General features: G+C 71.1%; 17 protein-coding genes and 1 pseudogene. 7 read left to right on the forward strand and 11 right to left on the reverse strand.

From position 1 onward, the window contains the following. Positions 1-17: 17 nt before the first annotated feature. The 6 genes from FPT20_RS17695 to FPT20_RS17720 form a co-directional block, all read right to left on the reverse strand. Positions 18-428 (reverse strand): ATP-binding protein, encoded by a 411-nt coding sequence (locus FPT20_RS17695; protein WP_158868428.1) that lies wholly within the window; start codon positions 426-428, stop codon positions 18-20. Next, positions 421-753, reverse strand: a complete 333-nt coding sequence (locus tag FPT20_RS17700; protein ID WP_158868430.1) for an STAS domain-containing protein — start codon at positions 751-753, stop codon at positions 421-423. The genes FPT20_RS17695 and FPT20_RS17700 overlap by 8 nt, the downstream gene beginning before the upstream one ends. Next, positions 750-2702 carry a glycosyltransferase family 2 protein gene (locus tag FPT20_RS17705; RefSeq protein ID WP_158868432.1) on the reverse strand — a complete coding sequence of 651 codons (1953 nt, stop codon included), beginning with the start codon at positions 2700-2702 and terminating at the stop codon, positions 750-752. The genes FPT20_RS17700 and FPT20_RS17705 overlap by 4 nt, the downstream gene beginning before the upstream one ends. After that, the gene (locus tag FPT20_RS17710) at positions 2699-3874 is read right to left on the reverse strand and encodes a PP2C family protein-serine/threonine phosphatase (RefSeq protein WP_158868434.1); all 1176 of its coding nucleotides are present in this window, start codon (positions 3872-3874) and stop codon (positions 2699-2701) included. The genes FPT20_RS17705 and FPT20_RS17710 overlap by 4 nt, the downstream gene beginning before the upstream one ends. Positions 3875-3916: 42 nt before the next feature. Beyond that, positions 3917-4756, reverse strand: a complete 840-nt coding sequence (locus FPT20_RS17715) for a M15 family metallopeptidase (protein ID WP_233265675.1) — start codon at positions 4754-4756, stop codon at positions 3917-3919. A gap of 68 nt (positions 4757-4824) precedes the next feature. After that, positions 4825-5715 carry an amidase domain-containing protein gene (locus FPT20_RS17720; protein WP_158868436.1) on the reverse strand — a complete coding sequence of 297 codons (891 nt, stop codon included), beginning with the start codon at positions 5713-5715 and terminating at the stop codon, positions 4825-4827. Positions 5716-6015: 300 nt separating this feature from the next. Between FPT20_RS17720 and FPT20_RS17725 the strand changes: the two genes are divergently transcribed. The 3 genes from FPT20_RS17725 (at position 6016) to FPT20_RS17735 (ending at position 9693) form a co-directional block, all read left to right on the forward strand. Beyond that, positions 6016-8073, forward strand: a complete 2058-nt coding sequence (locus tag FPT20_RS17725; RefSeq protein ID WP_158868438.1) for an MDR family MFS transporter — start codon at positions 6016-6018, stop codon at positions 8071-8073. Positions 8074-8166: 93 nt separating this feature from the next. Further along, on the forward strand, positions 8167-9216 hold the full coding sequence (locus FPT20_RS17730) for a lipoate--protein ligase family protein (protein ID WP_158868440.1): 1050 nt from the start codon (positions 8167-8169) through the stop codon (positions 9214-9216). A 105-nt stretch (positions 9217-9321) separates the two neighbouring features. Next, positions 9322-9693, forward strand: a complete 372-nt coding sequence (locus FPT20_RS17735) for a hypothetical protein (RefSeq protein WP_199246077.1) — start codon at positions 9322-9324, stop codon at positions 9691-9693. Here FPT20_RS17735 and FPT20_RS17740 read toward each other — a convergent pair. After that, on the reverse strand, positions 9653-9937 hold the full coding sequence (locus FPT20_RS17740) for a GNAT family N-acetyltransferase (protein WP_158868442.1): 285 nt from the start codon (positions 9935-9937) through the stop codon (positions 9653-9655). The two genes, FPT20_RS17735 and FPT20_RS17740, sit on opposite strands and share 41 nt — an antisense overlap. 56 nt (positions 9938-9993) lie before the next feature. Here FPT20_RS17740 and FPT20_RS17745 point away from each other — a divergent pair, with 56 nt between their 5' ends. Both FPT20_RS17745 and FPT20_RS17750 read left to right on the forward strand, forming a co-directional pair. Next, positions 9994-10899 (forward strand): DNA-methyltransferase, encoded by a 906-nt coding sequence (locus FPT20_RS17745; RefSeq protein ID WP_199246079.1) that lies wholly within the window; start codon positions 9994-9996, stop codon positions 10897-10899. A gap of 49 nt (positions 10900-10948) precedes the next feature. Continuing rightward, positions 10949-11773, forward strand: a complete 825-nt coding sequence (locus tag FPT20_RS17750; RefSeq protein ID WP_158868444.1) for a phosphatase PAP2 family protein — start codon at positions 10949-10951, stop codon at positions 11771-11773. Between the two features lie 15 nt (positions 11774-11788). Here FPT20_RS17750 and FPT20_RS17755 read toward each other — a convergent pair whose 3' ends face one another. Beyond that, a complete protein-coding gene (locus tag FPT20_RS17755; RefSeq protein ID WP_233265676.1) occupies positions 11789-12670 on the reverse strand; it encodes an alpha/beta fold hydrolase in 882 nt (293 codons plus the stop codon). A gap of 72 nt (positions 12671-12742) precedes the next feature. On the opposite strand from FPT20_RS17755, the gene FPT20_RS17760 reads away from it, so the two are divergent. Together FPT20_RS17760 and FPT20_RS17765 are read left to right on the forward strand one after the other, a co-directional pair. Next, positions 12743-13174 (forward strand): MarR family winged helix-turn-helix transcriptional regulator, encoded by a 432-nt coding sequence (locus FPT20_RS17760; protein WP_158868446.1) that lies wholly within the window; start codon positions 12743-12745, stop codon positions 13172-13174. A 5-nt stretch (positions 13175-13179) separates the two neighbouring features. After that, complete coding sequence (locus tag FPT20_RS17765) at positions 13180-14478, forward strand: MFS transporter (RefSeq protein WP_158868466.1); 1299 nt, start codon at positions 13180-13182, stop codon at positions 14476-14478. 627 nt (positions 14479-15105) lie between these two features. Here FPT20_RS17765 and FPT20_RS17770 read toward each other — a convergent pair. The 3 genes and pseudogenes from FPT20_RS17770 to FPT20_RS17780 form a co-directional block, all read right to left on the reverse strand. Next, on the reverse strand, positions 15106-16635 hold the full coding sequence (locus tag FPT20_RS17770; RefSeq protein ID WP_158868448.1) for a rhamnulokinase: 1530 nt from the start codon (positions 16633-16635) through the stop codon (positions 15106-15108). Further along, a complete protein-coding gene (locus FPT20_RS17775; protein ID WP_199246081.1) occupies positions 16632-18668 on the reverse strand; it encodes a bifunctional aldolase/short-chain dehydrogenase in 2037 nt (678 codons plus the stop codon). The genes FPT20_RS17770 and FPT20_RS17775 overlap by 4 nt, the downstream gene beginning before the upstream one ends. A gap of 5 nt (positions 18669-18673) precedes the next feature. Further along, positions 18674-18872 (reverse strand): annotated as a pseudogene (locus FPT20_RS17780) (L-rhamnose isomerase); the annotation flags it as partial.

Consider the following 18872-nt stretch of genomic DNA (forward strand, 5'->3'; position numbering starts at 1 on the left):
GCGGCCGCCCTCGGCGTTCAGCCGCGGGCCAGCGTCCAGCGGTTGCCGGCCGCGAGCGGCTCGTGCTCGAACCGGTCGACCAGCAGGCCGATGAGCGCGAGGCCCCTCCCCGACTCGCCGAGGTCCTCCGGGTCCGGCATGGCCGCGTCCGCCACGGCGAGGTCGACGGGAGGCGCGTCGTCGGTGACGACCGCCTCCAGCCCGCCCGGCGTGGTCCGGATGAGGAGCTCGACCTGCACCGGCCGCTCCTCCTCGCTGTGCTGCACGACGTTGGTGACGACCTCGACCACGGCCAGCTCGAACGCGCTCCGGAGGTCGCCGGTCAGGTCGGGGCGGCGCTCGGAGAGGCGCTCGAAGATCTCGTGCACCCGGCCGATGGACGCGAGGTCGGCCGGCGCCCGGAACGACTCGCGGAACGGCTCAGTCACGGTAGGCGTCGTCGGCCGAGGCGTGCACCCGCAGGATGCGGTCGAGGTTCGTGAGCCGCAGCACGCTCGTCACCTGATCGGCGGCCCCGGCGATGCGGAGGTCGCCGCCCGCCATGCGGGCGGTCTTCAGTCCGCTGATGAGCGCCCCGAGCCCGGATGAGTCGATGAACTCGACCGCGGTCAGGTCCATGGCGATGCGTGCGTGCCCCTCGTCGACGGCGCGCTGCACCTCGCGGCGGACCTCGGGCGCCGTGACGAGGTTGATGCGGCCCTCCGCGGCCAGCACCGCCACGCCGTCGGGACGGACGGTGGTCGTGATGTTCATCGGTGGAAGTTCTCCTTTCGCGCCGTGTGAGCGGCCGGTCCCCGGTAGAGCGCGGCCCGGGGGATGATGCTGAGCACGACGAGGTCGTAGACGACCCAGACGGTGTTGACCAGTGTGCCGACGCCATCGGCCGTCCCGGCGATGACGCGCAGCACGCCGACGACCGAGGCGATGACGAGGACGGCCATGGCCGTCAGCTGCGGCCAGATCTCGCGCCACGGGACCGGGGCGCGGCCGTTCCGCTCCTTCGGCGTGACGACGAAGCCGAGCGGCCGCCGGAACCAGACGTTGGCGGCCGAGGTCCAGCACGCCTTGATCCACAGCGGGAACAGCGCGAGGGCGTACTGCTGGCCGCGCCAGGTCCGGACGCCGTGCGCGGCGATGAGGAACATGAGCTGGCTGAGCACGAAGTACGGGATGAAGCGGGCGAAGAAGTCCACGCTCCACGCGGTCACGGGCATCACGCCCGCGAGCAGGTAGATCGCCGGGGCGGCGAGATAGACCACAGCGGCGAATCCGGCGAGGTAGCTCCACATCGTCGCGAAGTACATGATGCGCTGACCGGCGTCGAGGCCCCGCTTCGCGAGCGGGTTGTCCTTCAGCATCACCTGGAGGGTGCCCTGGGCCCAGCGGAGGCGCTGCTTGAGCATCGTGCCGAGGTCCTCCGGGGCGAGGCCCCGCGCGAGCAGCTCGTGGTGGTAGACGCTCCTCCACCCGTTGGCGTGCAGCTGCATGGCGGTGGCCATGTCCTCGGTGACCGAGATGGTGGCCATCGGCATGACGGGCTGCGCCTGGTCGGGCCGGTCGACGGCGAGCGCTTCCGTGATGCTCTGCACGGACTCGATCGCGCCGAGGGGCGACCAGTCGCGCTCGGCGAGCCGATCGAGCGCCGCGTCGTCGACGACGAAGGCGGGAAGCTCGGAGTCCTGCTCGAACGGGAGCTGAGCGATCGCGGCGAGGTCCTCCTCCATCGCCGTCAGGTGGCCGCGGACGGCGGCGCGGGAGATCTCGTCGACCTCCGAGCGGAGGCGGAAGGTCACCTCGCCCACGCTCTCGCCGGCGCGCAGCCGCTCGCTCGCTTCGTGCACGCGGGTCCGGAGCTCCGCGACGAGCTCCGCCGCCTCCGGCTCGGAGCGCGACGACCGGGAGGCGCGCGCGAGCATCCGCTCCGCCGTCCGGAGGGAGTCGCGCACCGTCTGCTCGACGTCGCGCACGTACCCCGAGATGCCGAGCTGCATGAGCGCCTCCCGGCGGAGCACGGCGTTGGAGCCGCAGAAGAAGGCGGCGTTCCAGCCGTCCTTGCCCTGCTGGATCGGGCCGTAGAACAGGGGCGCCTGGTTGCCGAGCAGGTCCGCGTCGTCGACGTTGGTGAAGTACTGGGGCGTCTGCACGAGCGCCACCTCGGGGTCGGCGAAGTACCCGAGGGTGCGGTCGAGGATCTGCGGCTCGGGGATCTGGTCGGCGTCGAGGATCAGCAGGAACTCGCCGTCGGTCTGGAACAGCGCGTTGTTGAGGTTGCCCGCCTTCGCGTGCCGCGGCTTATCGGTCCAGTCCTCGGTGCGGGTGATGTAGCCGATTCCCTCGCCCTCGGCGGCGGCGCGCATCTCGGGCCGGTCGCCGTCGTCGAGCACCCAGGTGGTGTGCGGATAGCCGATCCGCTGCGCGGCCCGCGCGGTCGCCATGACGAGCGGGATCGGCTCGTCGTAGGTCGTGATGAACACGTCGACGGTGCCGGCAGGAGGCGCGTCCGGGCCGCTCCTGACCCGGAGGCGCCACATGGTCATCGCGAAGAAGAACGTGTCGACGAGGCTGTACGTCTCGGCGATGACGAGCGGTACGGCGATCCACCACGCCTCCCAGTTCACCGATGCGAGCCAGCGCCAGACGACGTAGTTCAGCCCGGCGAGCACGGCCAGCAGTGCGACGACGCGGAGCAGCGCGCCCCTCACCGATCGCCCCTGCGGACGACGACCGCTGTCATGTCGTCGATCGGGAGGCCGGCCCGGGCCGCGCTCACGATCCGCGACACCGCTCCCGCCGCGGTCGCCGAGCTGCGGACGATCGCCTCCAGCCGCGGCAGCGCCCGATCGCCGCCCAGCGCGTCGAGGATCCCGTCGCTGAAGCAGACGAGGGCGTCGCCGGGTGCGAGGTGCGCCTGCCCGGTCTCGCGGGGCTCGCCTCCGGGGATGCCGAGGGGCATCGACGTCGCGTCGAGCCGGTCGAACCGCCCGGCGGCGCGGACGATGAGCGCCAGGCCGTGCCCCGCGTCGACGAAGCGCACCGACCCGTCGACGCCGACGCGCGCGTGGAAGAGCGTGACGAACGTGGACAGCTGGTCGAGGTCGTCCTCGACCACGAACGAGGCCGCATCGACAGCGCCTCCGACATCGGAGACGCTCATGGCGCCGCGAAGCGCTGTCCGGACGGAGGCGGCCACCATCGCCGCCGCCATCCCCTTGCCCATGACATCGGCGACGGTGACGCAGAAGTCGTCGCCCATGTCGTACCAGTCGTAGAAGTCGCCCGAGACGCCGCGCGACGGCTCGCAAGCGGCGGCGACGTCGTACCCCAGCGCCCTCGGCTTCCTGCGCGGGAGCAGCGCCTTCTGCGCGACCGTGGCGCGGTCCAGCTCGTCGTCGCGCTCCAGCTCGGCCTGGATCCAGTCGGCCAGATCACGGAGGACCCCCAGCTGTTCCGGGCTCAGCTCCCGGGGGACGGTGTCGAGCACGCAGAACGTCCCGACGGCCTCGCCGCCGGGCGCGTGGAGGGGCTCCCCGGCATAGAAGCGCAGGTGCGGGTCGCCCTGGACGAAGGGGTTCATCCGGAACCGCTCGTCCGCGGCCGCATCGGGGACGACGAGCGCCGCATCCTGCTGGACCGTCGCGTCGCAGAAGGCGCCCTCGCGCGGCGCCTCGGTGGAGAGCCCGACGTGCGACTTCCGCCACTGGCGCGGGCCGTCGAGGAGGGTGATGCTGACCATCGGCACGCCGAACAGCTGCTGCGCGAGTCTCGTGACCCGGTCGAACCGCGCCTCCGGCCCCGAGTCGAGGATGCCGAGCCCGGCCAGCGCGCGCTGCCGCCGGCTCTCTGTCTGCTGTAACGCCTCCGCGTCGACGACCATGGCTCCCACTGTACCGATCCGTCTAGTCCCGCCGCTGCCCGGTCAGCGGTATTCGGTGCCGCCCGGGAGCCCGAAGAACTCCTCCAGCGTGGTCACTCCCGTGGCGTGCAGCTCGGCCGCCAGCGACGTCCCGATGTAGCGGAAGTGCCAGGGCTCGTAGGTGAAGCCGGTGACGGCGACCTTGTCGGCCGGGTACCGCAGCAGGAAGCCGAATCTCCAGGCGTTGGCGGCCAGCCATCGGCCCTGCGGGGTCGTTCCGAAGCAGGCGTCGAGCGAGCACGCCGCGGGGACCGCGCTGATGTCGACGGCGAACCCGGTCTGGTGCTCGCTGTGGCCCGGGCGGGCGGTGTCGCCGTCGGCATACGCCTGGCCGTGCTGCGCGACGTCGGCGTCGTACACCCGCTTCTGCGATTCGAACGAGCGGTAGGCGCTCTGCACGGAGAAGTCGAGCCCCGCCTCCGCCTTGCCGGCGCGGAACATCGCGACGAGCGCCGCGGCGGTCTCAGCGCGCATGGGCTGATGGTTGATGTTCGGGAGATCGGGGTACGTCAGGTCGGCCGGCGCGTAGTCGAGCGGGGACAGCGGGCGCTGCTTGTTGACCACGACCCACGGACTGCGCGGGTCGCTCACCGACGAGGCGTACCGGTCGAAGGCCGGCGTGGGGGACGCGGTCGGGGTCGGCGTCCCGAGAAGGCGCGACTCGGGTGTCGGCAGCGCCGTGCGTCCCGCTCGGTGGGGAGGGAGGGAGGCGTGCGACGGGCTCTCGGAGCTCGCAGCGCTGCAGCCGGCCAGCACGACGGCGACGGCGAGAGCGGCCGCCACGCAGGAGCCGCGCCGCACGAGCGCCCGTCGGTACCCGGCGAGCCCGGTCACCGAGATCACGCGATGAGCCTAACCCGCGGAGGAGTCGCCTCCGTACCGCGGCACCCCCCTCTTCGGGGGCGTCTGCGTTACTTGGAAAGGCTCCAGAAGTGCCCGGTGCCACCCGGGTGGTCCACCGTGATCGCCTCGTCGAGGTCGCGGTAGTCGCTGTCCTCGTTGTGGCCGGCCATGAGGATCTTGATCTTGCCGTTCACGTTCTGCACGCCGGACACGATCTGGACGTGGTCGAGGGAGTCGTTGTTGTTCCAGTCGAACATGACGATGTCGCCGACCTTGATCTTGTCGCGCTGGTCGAACGAGTACTCGGTGAGCCCGAGCTGGGCCGCGTTCTCGCGGAAGTAGTTGTCCATGGCGGGCACGTAGCCCCAGGCCGGGCTCCAGCTGGCGGCCGCGTTGCGGTTGTACCACTCGCCGTTCATCTGCCACCCGCGCGCGAGGAGCGTCTGGCTCACGAAGTTGGCGCAGTCGCCGCCGACCGGGTTGAGGTCGCCGAACTGCGCGGTGTTGTAGTTCTTCCAGTATGTGAGGGCGTACTGGAGCTGCTTGTCGACCGGGGTCTGCACCTGGTAGTCGTACGTCTTGCCGTCGGTGGGGACGGGCTTCCCGTCCTTGGCGGTGACCGTCACCGGTACCTGACCCGGCTGGAAGTTCTGGGCCGCCGGGACCTGCGCCACGATCTTGTCGGCGCTCGTCTCGGTCACCGTTGCCGGCTGGCCGCCGATCTGGACCGCTCCGATGGAGGCGAGCCCGCTGCCCGTGATCGTCACCGTGCCGCCCGACACGCTGCCTGCGGCGGGCTCGATCGACGAGACGGCGGTGCTCTGGGGCGTCGGCGTGGTCGCAGCGTGCGCGATGGCCTTGGTGACCGGCGAGGGTTCGCCGGCGCAACCCGTGAAGACGAGAGCGACCGCCGCGGCGACGGCGGCCGCGGAGAGGATGCGGGTTCTGAGAGGACTCATACGACCTTTGGGCGAATAGACAGACACGGGTACGGCCGCGCCCACGGTACTCCCGCTTCCTTTGCGCCACCTGGATGGGGGACGCGGCCGGGTGTACGACGGTGGTGCCGCCGCGGGAAACCGCGGGTCCACGGGCCCGTTCGCCCCTGGCGAACGGGCCCCGGAGGCGGGGTTCACGCGTTGCTCGACAAGGCGCACTGGGTGTAACTTTGCAGTCTCCGCAATTTTCTTTCGGCCCCACACCGGTGTGACGCCCCGCGTGCTTCGGGCGTCCCCTGACGACTCTCGACTCGGAGACTGATGTCCAGCGAAACACGAGCGGCGACCGCCGCACCCCAGCCGATCATGTCGCACCGGGAGATCCTCTTCGTGATCTTCGGTCTCATGGCCGGCATGTTCCTCTCCGCCCTCGACCAGACCGTGGTCGGCACGGCGATCCGCACCATCGGCGACGACCTCCACGGCCTCAGCCAGCAGGCGTGGGTGACCACCGGCTACCTGATCCTCTCGACGATCTCGACGCCGATCTACGGCAAGCTCTCCGACATCTTCGGTCGCCGGCCGCTGTTCATCATCGCGATCGTCATCTTCATCGTCGGCTCGATCCTCGCGTCCTTCTCCACCTCGATGATCGAGCTGGCCGCCTTCCGGGCCATCCAGGGCCTCGGCGCCGGCGGTCTGATGTCGATGCCGCTCGCGATCATGGGCGACATGCTAGCGCCGCGCGAGCGCGCCCGCTATCAGGGCTACTTCCTCGCCGTCTTCGGCATCTCGAGCCTCGTCGGCCCGCTCGTCGGCGGCCTCTTCGCCGGGGCCGACCAGATCCTGTGGATCGCCGGCTGGCGCTGGGTGTTCCTCATCAACGTGCCGATCGGCATCATCGCCCTCGCCATGGTGCTGCGCTTCCTCCACCTGCCGAAGCGCTCGCGGGGGTCCGCCCGCATCGACTGGTGGGGCGCGGCCGGCGTGATCGTCGCCCTCGTCCCGCTCCTCCTCGTCGCCGAGCAGGGCCGCGAGTGGGGCTGGGCCAGCGCCGCGTCGATCTCCTGCTACGTGATCGGCGGGATCGGCATCATCGCCTTCATCCTGATCGAGATCGCCATGAAGGACGACGCGCTCATCCCGATCAAGCTGTTCCGCTCGAGCACCTTCTCGATGGCCACGGTCATGGGTGTGCTCGTCGGCTTCGGCATGTTCGGCGCCATGCTGACGCTGCCGCTCTACCTGCAGATCGTCCTCGGTTCGACGCCGACCGTGTCGGGCCTCCAGCTGCTGCCGATGATCCTCGGCCTCATGATCTCCTCGATCGCCTCCGGCCAGATCATCTCCCGCACCGGCCACTACCGCCAGTTCCCGATCATCGGCACGGCGATGCTCGCGGGCGGGTTCTTCTACCTGACGTTCCTCAAGTACGACAGCTCGTACTGGTTCGTCGCCGGCGCGATGCTCCTCATCGGCCTGGGTCTCGGCCAGTTGATGCAGACGCTGACGATCGCGAGCCAGAACTCGGTCGGGCTGCGCGACATGGGTGTGGCGACCAGCGCCTCCACGTTCTTCCGCCAGATCGGTGGAACGCTCGGTACGGCCGTGTTGCTCTCCCTCCTGTTCACGGTCTTCCCGGCGAACATCCAGGGCTCGCTCGCCGACAAGGGGACCCTCAGCGACGCGCTCGACGCCGCGCTGACCCCGTCGGTCGCGAGTGCCCCGGAGAACAAGCAGATCATGGACACGATCTACTCCAAGTTCACGGTGCCGATCGAGAAGAACGCCCAGGCCGCCGCCCACGCGGCCGGTGTCCAGCAGGCCGTGGCCAAGGGCGTCCCGCAGAGCGTCGCGGAGCAGGCCGTGCCGGCCGAGCCGATCGACTTCTCGAACGAGACGCAGCGTCAGGCCGTCGTCGACAAGGCCGTTCCCACCATCCAGGCCCAGTTCGACAAGGCCGGGACGTCGTCGAGCACCAGCTCGTCGATCAACGACACGTCGTTCCTGAACAACGCCGACCCGCGGCTCACCAAGCCGTTCCTCGTCGGATTCAGCGAGTCGGCCGTCCAGGTGTACTGGGTCGCCATGGTCGTCGTGCTCCTGGCCTTCATCCTGTCGCTGTTCTTCAAGACGCCGCCGCTGCGTGCGAAGTCCGCGCTGCAGGAGGCCGCCGACGACGCCGCGTCCGAGCGCGCTGCCGCGGAGGATCGGGACCGCGTTCCCGTCGGTGCGGTGGCCTCGGCTGCCGACGACGACGAGGAGTACGACACCGGCATCCTGGCGAATCGCGCCGCGAACGAGCTCGGTGCGCTCGTGGAGCCCGGAGCCGACACCGCGTCGGTCCGCGCGCAGCGCCCGCGGCCCGCGATCGACTGAGCCGCACCCCTGCGGAACGGCCGTCACCCCTCGCGGGTGGCGGCCGTTCCCGTTTGCGCCCGACGAGCAGCGCAGCGGTCGTAGGCTGATCCCATGCACGGTGAGTACAAGGTCCCCGGGGGCAAGCTCGTCGTCGTCGACCTCGACGTGGTCGATGGCCGGATCGCCGACTTCCAGCTCGCGGGCGACTTCTTCCTCGAGCCCGACACGGCCCTGGAGGCGATCAACGGCGCGGTGGAGGGCCTCTCCGCCGACACCGACGCGAAGACCATCGCGGCGGCCGTCCGCGACGCCCTCCCCGACGGGGCGCTCCTCCTCGGCTTCTCGCCCGAGGCCGTCGCCGTCACCGTCCGCCGGGCGCTCGCCCGCGCGACGAGCTGGCGCGACTACGACTGGGAGATCGTGCACTCGAAGGCGGTCTCGCCGCAGATGCACCTGGCCCTCGACGAGGTGCTCACGAACGAGGTCGGCGAGGGCCGGCGCGGTCCCACCCTCCGCATCTGGGAGTGGGAGGAGCCGGCGGTCGTCATCGGCAGCTTCCAGTCCGTCAAGAACGAGGTCGATCCCGAGAACGCCGCGAGGTACGGCATCCAGGTCGTGCGGCGCATCTCGGGAGGCGGCGCCATGTTCATGGAGGCGGGCTCGGTCGTCACCTACTCCATCTACGCGCCGGCCGACCTCGTGCAGGGCATGAGCTTCGCCGACAGCTACGCGTTCCTCGACGAGTGGGCCATCGTCGCGCTGAAGTCGCTCGGCATCGACGCCGTCTACCAGCCGCTCAACGACATCACGAGCCCGTCGGGCAAGATCGGCGGCGCCGCGCAGAAGCGCCTCGGATCGGGCGCGGTGCTCCACCACGTCACCATGAGCTACGACATGGACGGCCAGAAGATGACGGAGGTGCTCCGGATCGGCCGCGAGAAGATCAGCGACAAGGGCATCGCCTCCGCCGTCAAGCGCGTCGACCCGCTCCGCAGCCAGACGGGCCTCACCCGCGCCGAGATCATCGAGCAGCTCAAGCTCACGTTCCGCAGCCTCTACGGGGCGATCGACGGCGACATCACGGACGCCGAGTACGCCGCCGCCGAGCGGCTCGTCGCGGAGAAGTTCGCCACCGACGAGTGGCTCTACCGCGTGCCCTGAGCCGCCGGGCCGCGGGCCGGGGCGCGGAAACACGCCGCCGCCGCACACAGCATCCTCAGAGGATCCCCAGAGGGGACGGCTACCCGCCCCGGTAACCTGGACGACGTGAATTTCTGGGTCGTCGGAACACTCGTGGTGCTCATCGCCGTCCTCGTCGTCGCCGCGAAGCTCGGCTGGATCGACCTCTCGAACAAGTCGAAGCGCGGGTCCGGCACCATGAGCGGCGCGATCGGAGGGTCGTTCGACGAGATCTTCGCGCCGGCGCGGCACGAGGCCCAGCAGGAGCTCGACCGGCAGTCGCTCCTCCCGGCGCCGGCGCCTCTTCCGGGCGACGGCGACAAGGGCGTGTGGGACGGCGGCAAGATCACGATCGACGTCGGCACGGCCGGCCGCGGCCAGCGCGCGGAGGGCCGGGCGCCCAGCGAGGACGGCCGCGCTAGCGCGCCTGCAGGTCGGCGTAGTCGGGATGCTCGCTGATCCAGTGCCGGACGTAGGGGCACGCGGCGATCACGCGGAGCCCGGTGTTGTCCCGCACGTCGTCGAGCGCGGCCTGCACGAGCGTCGACGCCATGCCCTTCTCGCGCTTCTCGGGGTCGACCTCGGTGTGCGTGAAGACGATCGCGTCGCTGCGATGCTCGTACTCCGCGACGCCGATCACCTCCCCCTCGCGGACGATCACGTAACGGGACTGCTCCGGCTGGTTCTCGACGGTCAGCGTCATGGGATCAACGCTAGCCCCTGCCGACCCGGCACCGCCCGGTGGGCGAGAATGGGAGCATGTCGCAGCCCCTCCCCGCGGATCGGACCGCACCCGGCCGGCCGCCGGCGTGGCGTGCGGACGGCCCCAGCACGGTCGTGCGCGGCGACAACCTGGAGGCGGTGGCGACCCTCCCCGACGGCGCCTTCCGCCTGATCTACCTCGACCCTCCCTTCAACACGGGGCGCTCGCAGGCCCGGCGCAGCACGACATCGGTCCGGTCGGAGGGAGGAGCCGGCTCGGTGATCGGCTTCAAGGGCCGCAGCTACGAACGGATCAAGGGCGACCTGCTCCAGTACGACGACCGGTTCGACGACTACTGGGCCTTCCTCGAGCCGCGGCTCATCGAGGCCTGGCGCCTGCTCGCGACCGACGGCACCCTGTACCTCCACCTGGACTACCGGGAGGCGCACTACGCGAAGGTGCTGCTCGACGCGCTCTTCGGCCGGGAGTCGTTCCTCAACGAGATCATCTGGGCCTACGACTACGGCGCGAAGCCGAAGAACCGCTGGCCGGCGAAGCACGACACGATCCTCGTGTACGTGAAGGACCCCTCCTCGTACCTGTTCGACTCGGCCGCCGTCGAGCGGGAGCCGTACATGGCGCCAGGCCTCGTCACACCCGAGAAGGCCGAGCTCGGCAAGCTGCCCACGGACGTGTGGTGGCACACCATCGTCTCGCCCACGGGCCGCGAGAAGACCGGCTACCCCACGCAGAAGCCGGAGGGCGTGCTGCGCCGGATCCTCCAGGCGTCGAGCCGCGAGGGCGACTGGGTGCTCGACTTCTTCGCCGGGAGCGGCACGACGGGCGCGGTGGCCGCCGCGCTCGGGAGGCGGTTCCTCCTCGTCGACAGCAACCCGGCGGCGATCGAGGTCATGCGCGCGCGCTTCGCGACCGCCGACCCGCCCGTCCTCTTCGCCGATTGAGGGCGTCCTTTCCGATGTCGTTCAGGACCTTGTGGGAGGGTGGTTGACTATGCGACCCGGTCTCCGAGCCCTTCCTTTCCTGTGGGGAGCCCTGGCAGCCGCAGCCGCGTTCGCGGTCGTCTACCTCGTCTTCGTGCAGAGCTACATGGGCCAGGTCATCGACGAGAAGGCCTTCGCCGGGGCCGACGCCTGGAAGGGCGGTCTCATCGACTTCGCGCACACCTTCCTGAACGCGCTCCCCATCGCGGCCGTCGTGATCGGCGCCGTGCTCGCCATCATCATCGTGCTGGTGCGGCGCAACTGGCTCGTCTTCGCGATCGCCGTGGGCGCCGCCATCGCCGCCAACGTGAGCACCCAGCTGCTGAAGTACACCGTGCTGTCGCGTCCGTCGAAGGGCGTCGACGTCGGCCTCTCCAACTCGCTCCCCTCCGGGCACACCGCCGTCGCCGCCTCCGCCGCGCTCGTCGTGTTCCTCGTCGTCTCCCCCCGCTTCCGGCCGCTCACCGCGGTGATCGGGTCGGTCTTCGCGATCGCGGCGGGCGCCTCCACCCTCGTCGAGCAGTGGCACCGCCCGAGCGACGTCGTCGCGGCCATGCTCGTGGTTGCGTTCTGGGGCTGCATCGCGGGGATGCTGCTCGCGAGCCTGCGACTGCCACCCGCCCAGCCTCCGGTCCGCAGCCGCCTGTGGCCGCTCGTCTGGGCGGCGGCCGTGTGCGCGATCGGGTCGATCGCCGCCCTGGCCGTCACCTTCTTCTCGGCGAAGACGGGGTCGTCTCACCTCTTCATCGCCTATGCGGGCGGCGTCGCCGCCATCGTCGCGACCGGGTTCGCACTCGCTGCCGGCGGCAACCGGCTCTACCGGGCGCTCGGCTGACGCTGGAGGCGCGCGTCAGCCCCGCGAGGCGAAGCGCGCGTCGAGCCAGGCCGTGAGGTCGGCGAAGACCTCGGCCCGGTTGGTCTCGTTGTAGACCTCGTGCCGCGCCCCCGGGTAGACGATCGCCGTCACGTCGCTGAGCCCGGAGCGCACCCGGTACGCGCGCTCCAGCTTGCGGGCGCTGGCCTCGCCTCCCAGGGGGTCGTCGGAGCCGACCTGGATGAGCAGCGGCAGGTCGCGCGTCAAGTCACGGGCCGGTCTCCCGAGCAGACGGGCCGCGTCGGCCATGCCGAAGAGTTTCTGCAGCGGGGTCAGTGTGGTGAGCGGGTCGTCGATGAACGCCTGTGCGACGGCGGGATCGCGGCTCAGCCACTCCGCACCGGTCGCACCGAGGTGCGCGTGCCGCTTGTTGAGGTCGCCGCTGTTCATGGAGCCGACCACCCGATAGGCCGTCCCCGACAGGACCGCCGCGTCGTAGTCCTCGCTGTGCCGGTTGAGCACCATCTGGGCCATGAGCGAACCCCAGCTGTGGCCGATCAGCACGAGCGGGAGGTCGGGGTTCTCGTCGCGGATGAGCGCCGTGAATCCGCGCAGGTCGCGGATGGCCGCGCGCAGCCCCCCCGGCCCGAGCCTCCCGAGCCTGGAGTGGTCGCCGCCCCACTGCTCGAGCCCGGTCCGGCCGTGGCCGCGATGGTCATCGGCGTAGACGGTGTACCCGGCCGCGGTGAGGTGCTCGCCGAGCGCGCTGTAGCGGCCCGCGTGCTCGCCCACGCCGTGCGACACCTGCACGGCCGCGCGCGGCCCCTCCTCCGCGCCTCGGGCGGCGTACACGTCGTAGTGGAGGCGCACCCCGTCGTCGGCGACGAAGATGCGGTCCTTCTCATCCTGCTGCTGCACGGGCTCATTCTGACGCACGCCGAGGGCGAACCCCGTTTATTTAGCGACGCTAATTTGTTAGGCTAACTATCCATGAAGGCACGACTGTCGACGCACGATCTGAGCAGCGCGCTGCGCGTCGCGGTCGCGCGACTGTCGCGGCGCCTCCGTGCCGAGAAGGCCGACGACGAGCTGAGCGACTCGCAGACCTCGACTCTCGCCTACCTGGTCCGGGAGGGGTCGGGCACGATCGGGAGGCTGAGCGACCACGAGCGCGTCAAGCCCCCGTCGATGAACCGGACCGTGAACCACCTCGAGCAGGCCGGCTACGTGCGCCGGACCGCCGACGACGCCGACGGCCGCCGCGTGGTGGTCGTGCCGACGGACGCGGGCGTCCAGCTCGTCACGGAGACCCGCCGCCGGCGCGACGCGTGGCTGCACCAGCGCCTCCGCACCCTCACCCCCGAGCAGCGGGCGGTGCTCGCCGAGGCCGCGACCATCATGAGGGAGCTCGCCGACTCGTGAGTGCCATGTTCCGTTCGCTCTCCGGCGTCAACTACCGCATCTGGGCCGCCGGAGCCATCGTCTCCAACGTCGGGACCTGGATGCAGCGCACGGCGCAGGACTGGATCGTCCTCACCCAGCTGACCCACAACAACGCCTCCGCGGTCGGGATCGTGATGGCGCTGCAGTTCGCGCCGCAGCTGCTGCTCCTCCCGGTCACCGGCTTCGCCGCAGACCGGCTCGACCGCCGGAAGCTGCTCATGGCGACGCAGGGCCTCATGGGGCTGCTCGGCCTGGGGCTCGGCATCCTCACCGTCACCGGTGCGGTGCAGCTCTGGCACGTGTATGTGTTCGCCCTGCTGCTCGGCTGCGTCGCCGCCTTCGATGCGCCCGCCCGCCAGACCTTCGTCTCGGAGCTCGTCGCGGGACCGAACCTGTCGAACGCGGTCGCCCTCAACTCGGCCTCCTTCAACGCCGCGCGCCTCATCGGACCGGCGGTCGCGGGCCTCCTGACCGCTGCTGTCGGGGCGGGGTGGGTGTTCCTCATCAACGCGGCGACGTTCGGCGCCGTCCTCCTCTCGCTGGCGTTCCTCCGCGTCGACAAGCTGTACCGCAGCGAGCGGGCGAGGCGGACGAAGGGCAGTCTCGTCGACGGGTTCCGCTACGTGCGACGCCGCCCCGACATCATGGTCATCCTCGTGATGGTGTTCCTGATCGGCACGTTCGGCCTCAACTTCCCGATCTTCATCTCGACCATGTCGGTGAGCGTCTTCCACCAGGGCGCGGGCGAGTACGGCCTCCTCTCGTCGGTGATGGCCATCGGGTCGGTCGTCGGAGCCCTGCTGTCGGCGCGCCGCGATCGCCCGCGGGTGGCGCTGCTCTTCGCGGGCGCCGCCTTCTTCGGGGCGGGCTGCGCCCTCGCCGCCGTCATGCCGAGCTACTGGCTCTTCGCCCTGTCGCTCACCGTCATCGGCGTCTCGTCGCAGACCCTCATGACGACCGCGAACGGCACGGTCCAGATGACCACCGACCCGCTCCTCCGCGGCCGCGTCATGGCGATCTACATGGCGATCTTCATGGGAGGCACGCCCATCGGCGCTCCCATCGTCGGCTGGGTGGCCGACACCTTCGGCCCGCGCTGGGCGCTCGGCGTCGGAGCAGCGAGCGGGTTCGTCGCCGCCCTCGTCGGGGTGGTCTACCTCGTCAAGTACCGCGGGCTGCGTGTCCGGTTCGCCGGGCTGCGGCCGAGCGTCGTGCTGGTGCCGCGCGAAGAGGTGCGGGAGGAGCTCGAAGGGGCGGAGGCGACCGCGACGCGGGCGTCGTGAGGGGCGGCGGCGTCATGAGGTGTGGCGGCTGCGCCAGGCAGCCTCGGGCCAGTTCTCCACAGCCGGCGACGGCTTTCGGTCGTTGAGGCGTCACTCTTGGCCCCCTCAGGCTCGGAAAGCCGGGTCGAGGCGGCCATTGGCGACCGTTCAATCGTTCACGTGGGGCGAGCGGCGGGAGTGGCCGGGTCGGAGGGAAGAAGGGCTCAGCGGCCGGTGAGGTGGCGAACGCGGTTCGTGGCGGGCCGCGCCTCCGTGAGCCCCGCGCGTCGGGCAGGCCGCGCCTCCGGAGCAACCACCCTCGAGGCCCGCGCGTCGGGCAGGTCGCGCCTTCGGACCGAGCTCCCTCGAGGCTCGCGCGTCGGGCAGGTCGCGCCTCCGGACCGAGCTCCCTCCAGGCTCGCGCGTCGGGCAGGTCGCGCCTCCGGAACCCCCTCGAGGCTCGCGCGTCGGGCAGGTCGCGCCTCCGGGCCGAGCTCCCTCGAGGCTCGCTTACGATTCGGGCGCGAACGCTCCTCGGGTCGCAGTTATCCACAGCGCAGGGTCTGCGTGCCACGGTGAGACGTCACTAGTGGCCCCCTCAGTGACCGGAAACCGGGCTGAGGGGGCCACAATGGACCGTTCAACCGTTCAATGCGCGCCGCGCGCGGGAGCGGAGGCCGCGCTAGCGGAGGCCGCGGAAGCGGAAGCCGCGGCAGCGGACGCCGAACCCGCAGCCCCGCGCAACCCCGCCGGCTCGTAGCGCGTCAGCGGCACGGTCGCCGCGACGAGCGCCCGCAGCGTCTCGAGGTCCCCCTCGATGAATCCGACCGCCCGCGCCTGCACCAGCGCGTTTCCGATCGCGGTCGCCTCGACGGGGCCCGCCACCACGGGCACCCCGGCGCGGTCGGCCGTCGCCTGGCACAGCAGCGCGTTGCGCGATCCGCCGCCGACGATGTTGATCGTCTCGACCGGCACCCCGGTGAGCTCGGCCGCCTGGCGCACCGTGCGGGCGAAGGCCTCCGCGAGGCTCTCGATGATGACCCGGACCATCCCGGCGGGGCTCGCCGGAGCGCGGAGGCCTCGCTCGGCGAACCACCCGGCGATGCGGCCCGGGAGGTCGCCGGGCGCCAGGAAGCGCGGGTCGTCGGCGTCGAACAGGTCGGCCGGGCGGGGCAGCGCCGCCGCCTCGGTCAGCAGCGACTCGAGGGTGACGGGCAGGCCCCTCCGCTGCCACTCCCGCAGCGACTCGCTGAGCAGCCAGAGCCCCATGACATTGTGGAGGTACCGGACACGCCCGTCGACGCCGCCCTCGTTCGTGAAGTTGGCGGCACGACCCGCGTCGCTGACGACGCGGTGCTCGAGCTCGACGCCGACGAGGCCCCACGTTCCGCACGAGATGTAGGCGGCGCGGGTCGGGTCCATCGGCACCGCGACGACGGCCGAGGCGGTGTCGTGCGAGCCGACCGCGGTGACCACCGGACCGTCCCCGTCGAATCCGAGATCGAGCGAGGGCAGCAGACGCCCGACCCCCGTGCCGGCGTCGACGAGCGGCGGGAACAGGTCCCGGCGCAGGCCGAGCCGCTCGATGAGCCGGTCGTTCCAGCGTCCGTCCGCGGCGAGCAGGGCGGTGGTGGAGGCGTTGGTCCGCTCGGCGACGCGCTCCCCGGTCAGCCAGTAGGTCAGCAGGTCCGGGATCAGCAGGAAGCCGTCCGAGCGGTCGAGGTCGCCCGAGTCGCGGTCGACGGCCAGCTGGTAGACCGAGTTGAACGGCAGGAACTGCAGGCCGCCCTCGCGGTACAGCTCCTCCGGCGGCACGGCGCCGTGCACGAGCGAGACTCCCCGCTCGGTGCGCTCGTCGCGGTAATGGTACGGCTCGCCGACGAGCCGTCCGCCGGCGAGGAGGCTGTAGTCGACCGCCCACGAATCCACCCCGATGGAGGCGAGCCCCGGCTCGGACCGCGCGACAGCGGCGAGCCCGTCGAGGACGTGCCCGAACAGCCCGGTCACGTTCCAGTGCAGGGCGGCGCGGTCTCCCTCCCACAGCCGCACGGGCGTGTTCGCGAAGCGCGCCGCCTCGGTGAGCTCGAGCGTGCGCGCGCCGACCCGGGCGTGCATGACCCGTCCGCTGGTCGCGCCGAGGTCGACGGCCGCGACCGAGCCGGCGCGCGACCCGGTCATCGCAGGAACGCCGCCGCGACGCCCGCATCGACGGGGATGTGGAGCCCGGTGGTGTGGTCGAGGTCGCTGGAGCAGAGCACGAAGACCGCGTTCGCCACGTGCTCGGGGAGCACCTCCCGCTTGAGCAGGGTGCGCTGGGCGTAGTACTTGCCCAGCTCCTCCTCGGGCACCCCGTAGACCGCGGCGCGCTTGGCGCCCCAGCCGCCGGCGAAGATGCCGGAGCCGCGGACCACACCGTCGGGGTTGATGCCGTTGACGCGGATGCCGTGGTCGCCGAGCTCCGCCGCGAGGAGGCGCACCTGGTGAGCCTGGTCCGCCTTCGTCGCCGAGTAGGCGATGTTGTTCGGCCCGGCGAAGATCGAGTTCTTGGACGAGATGTAGACGATGTCGCCGCCGAGCTTCTGGTCGATGAGGACCTTCGCCGCCGCGCGCGAGACGAGGAATGAGCCCTTCGCCATGACGTCGTGCTGGAGGTCCCAGTCGGCCGTGGTCGTCTCGAGCAGGGGCTTGGAGATCGACAGACCCGCGTTGTTCACGACGAGGTCGAGACCGCCGAAGGCGAGGAGGGCGTCGCGGATGGCTCCGTCGATCGCCTTCTCGTCGGTCACGTTCGCTGCGACGCCGAGCGCGACGTCCCGGTTGCCGATCTCGGCCGCCGCAGCCTGCGCCTTCTCGAGGTCGAGGTCGGCGATGACGACGCAGGCGCCCTCGGCCGCAAGACGCGTCGCGATCGCCTTGCCGATGCCGGAGGCGGCGCCGGTGACGAGCGCGATCCGCCCCGCGAGGGGCTTCGGCTTGGGCATCCGCTGGAGCTTCGCCTCCTCGAGCGCCCAGTACTCGATCCGGAACTTCTCCGCCTCGTCGATCGGCGCGTACGACGACAGCGCCTCGGCGCCGCGCATCACGTTGATGGCGTTGACGTAGAACTCCCCTGCGACCCGGGCGGTCTGCTTGTCCTTGCCGTAGGAGAACATGCCCACGCCCGGGATGAGGATGATCGCCGGATCGGCTCCGCGGATCGCAGGAGAGTCGGGGGTCGCGTGCCGGTCGTAGTAGGCCTGGTAGTCGGCGCGGTACTGCTCGTGCAGCTCCTCCAGCCGCGCGACCGAGTCCTCGATGGAGGCGCCGGCCGGCAGATCGAGGACGAGCGGCTTCACCTTCGTGCGGAGGAAGTGGTCCGGGCAGGACGTGCCGAGCGCCGCCAGGCGCGGGTGCTCGGACCGCGCGAGGAAGTCGAGCACCGCCTCCGAGTCGGTGAAGTGCCCCACCTGCACCCGGTCGGTGGAGGCGATGGCCCGCAGGTGCGGTGCCAGCGCAGCGGCCTTGGCCCGGCGCTCCGCCTCCGGCAGGGCCTCGTAACCGGGCAGGACGGTTCCGAACGGGTCGGGGCGCCCGTGCTCGGCGATGTAGTCTGCCGCGGTCTTGATGATCCAGAGCGAGTTGGCCTCGGCCTCCTCGGAGGTGTCGCCCCAGGCGGTGATGCCGTGACCGCCGAGGATCGTGCCGATCGCCTCCGGGTTCGCCGCTTTGATCGCCGCGATGTCGAGCCCGAGCTGGAACCCGGGCCGGCGCCAGGGCACCCAGACGACCCTGCCGCCGAAGATCTTCTCGGTCAGCGTCTCGCCGTCGGCCGCGGTCGCGATCGCGATCCCCGAGTCGGGATGCAGGTGGTCGACGTGAGCGGCGTCGACCAGGCCGTGCATGGCCGTGTCGATCGACGGGGCCGCGCCTCCCTTGCCGTGCAGCGTGTAGTCGAAGGCCGCGACCATCTCGTCCTCGCGCTCGACGCCCGGGTAGACGTGCTTCAGGGCCCGCAGCCGGTCCAGGCGGAGCACGGCCAGACCGGCCTCGGTCAGCGTGCCGAGGTCGCCGCCCGAGCCCTTCACCCAGAGCAGCTCGACCGGCTCACCCGTCACCGGGTCGGTCTCCGTGCCTTTGGCGGAGGTGTTCCCGCCGGCGTAGTTCGTGTTCACCGGGTCGGCGCCGAGGCGGTTCGAGCGGGCCAGCAGGGCCGCAACAGTCTCGTTCGTCATGCTGGTCACGCCCCCCATCCGGCCTGGGTCCCGCCCACGCGCTCGGACTCGATCTTCTCCTGGTAGCCCGACGCCTTGTAGGCGGCCATCGGATCGGCCGGCAGGCCGCGCGACTCGCGGTAGGCCGCGAGGTCGCCGCGGACGTCGGTGTTGAACGCGTCCATGAAGACGGCGTGGGCGGCGAGCACGTCGTGCTCGCGCTGA

Source organism: Leifsonia sp. AG29 (genome assembly GCF_009765225.1).
Taxonomy (GTDB): Bacteria; Actinomycetota; Actinomycetes; order Actinomycetales; family Microbacteriaceae; genus Leifsonia.

Bases quoted from the DNA above. Each gene is read 5' to 3' on its own strand.
- FPT20_RS17710 (WP_158868434.1), bottom strand. From the start codon at position 3,874: ATGGTCGTCGACGCGGAGGCGTTACAGCAGACAGAGAGCCGGCGGCAG.
- FPT20_RS17720 (WP_158868436.1), bottom strand. From the start codon at position 5,715: ATGAGTCCTCTCAGAACCCGCATCCTCTCCGCGGCCGCCGTCGCCGCG.
- FPT20_RS17730 (WP_158868440.1), top strand. From the start codon at position 8,167: ATGCACGGTGAGTACAAGGTCCCCGGGGGCAAGCTCGTCGTCGTCGAC.
- FPT20_RS17725 (WP_158868438.1), top strand. From the start codon at position 6,016: ATGTCCAGCGAAACACGAGCGGCGACCGCCGCACCCCAGCCGATCATG.
- FPT20_RS17765 (WP_158868466.1), top strand. From the start codon at position 13,180: ATGTTCCGTTCGCTCTCCGGCGTCAACTACCGCATCTGGGCCGCCGGA.
- FPT20_RS17775 (WP_199246081.1), bottom strand. From the start codon at position 18,668: ATGACGAACGAGACTGTTGCGGCCCTGCTGGCCCGCTCGAACCGCCTC.
- FPT20_RS17740 (WP_158868442.1), bottom strand. From the start codon at position 9,937: ATGACGCTGACCGTCGAGAACCAGCCGGAGCAGTCCCGTTACGTGATC.
- FPT20_RS17745 (WP_199246079.1), top strand. From the start codon at position 9,994: ATGTCGCAGCCCCTCCCCGCGGATCGGACCGCACCCGGCCGGCCGCCG.
- FPT20_RS17770 (WP_158868448.1), bottom strand. From the start codon at position 16,635: ATGACCGGGTCGCGCGCCGGCTCGGTCGCGGCCGTCGACCTCGGCGCG.
- FPT20_RS17760 (WP_158868446.1), top strand. From the start codon at position 12,743: ATGAAGGCACGACTGTCGACGCACGATCTGAGCAGCGCGCTGCGCGTC.
- FPT20_RS17700 (WP_158868430.1), bottom strand. From the start codon at position 753: ATGAACATCACGACCACCGTCCGTCCCGACGGCGTGGCGGTGCTGGCC.
- FPT20_RS17750 (WP_158868444.1), top strand. From the start codon at position 10,949: ATGCGACCCGGTCTCCGAGCCCTTCCTTTCCTGTGGGGAGCCCTGGCA.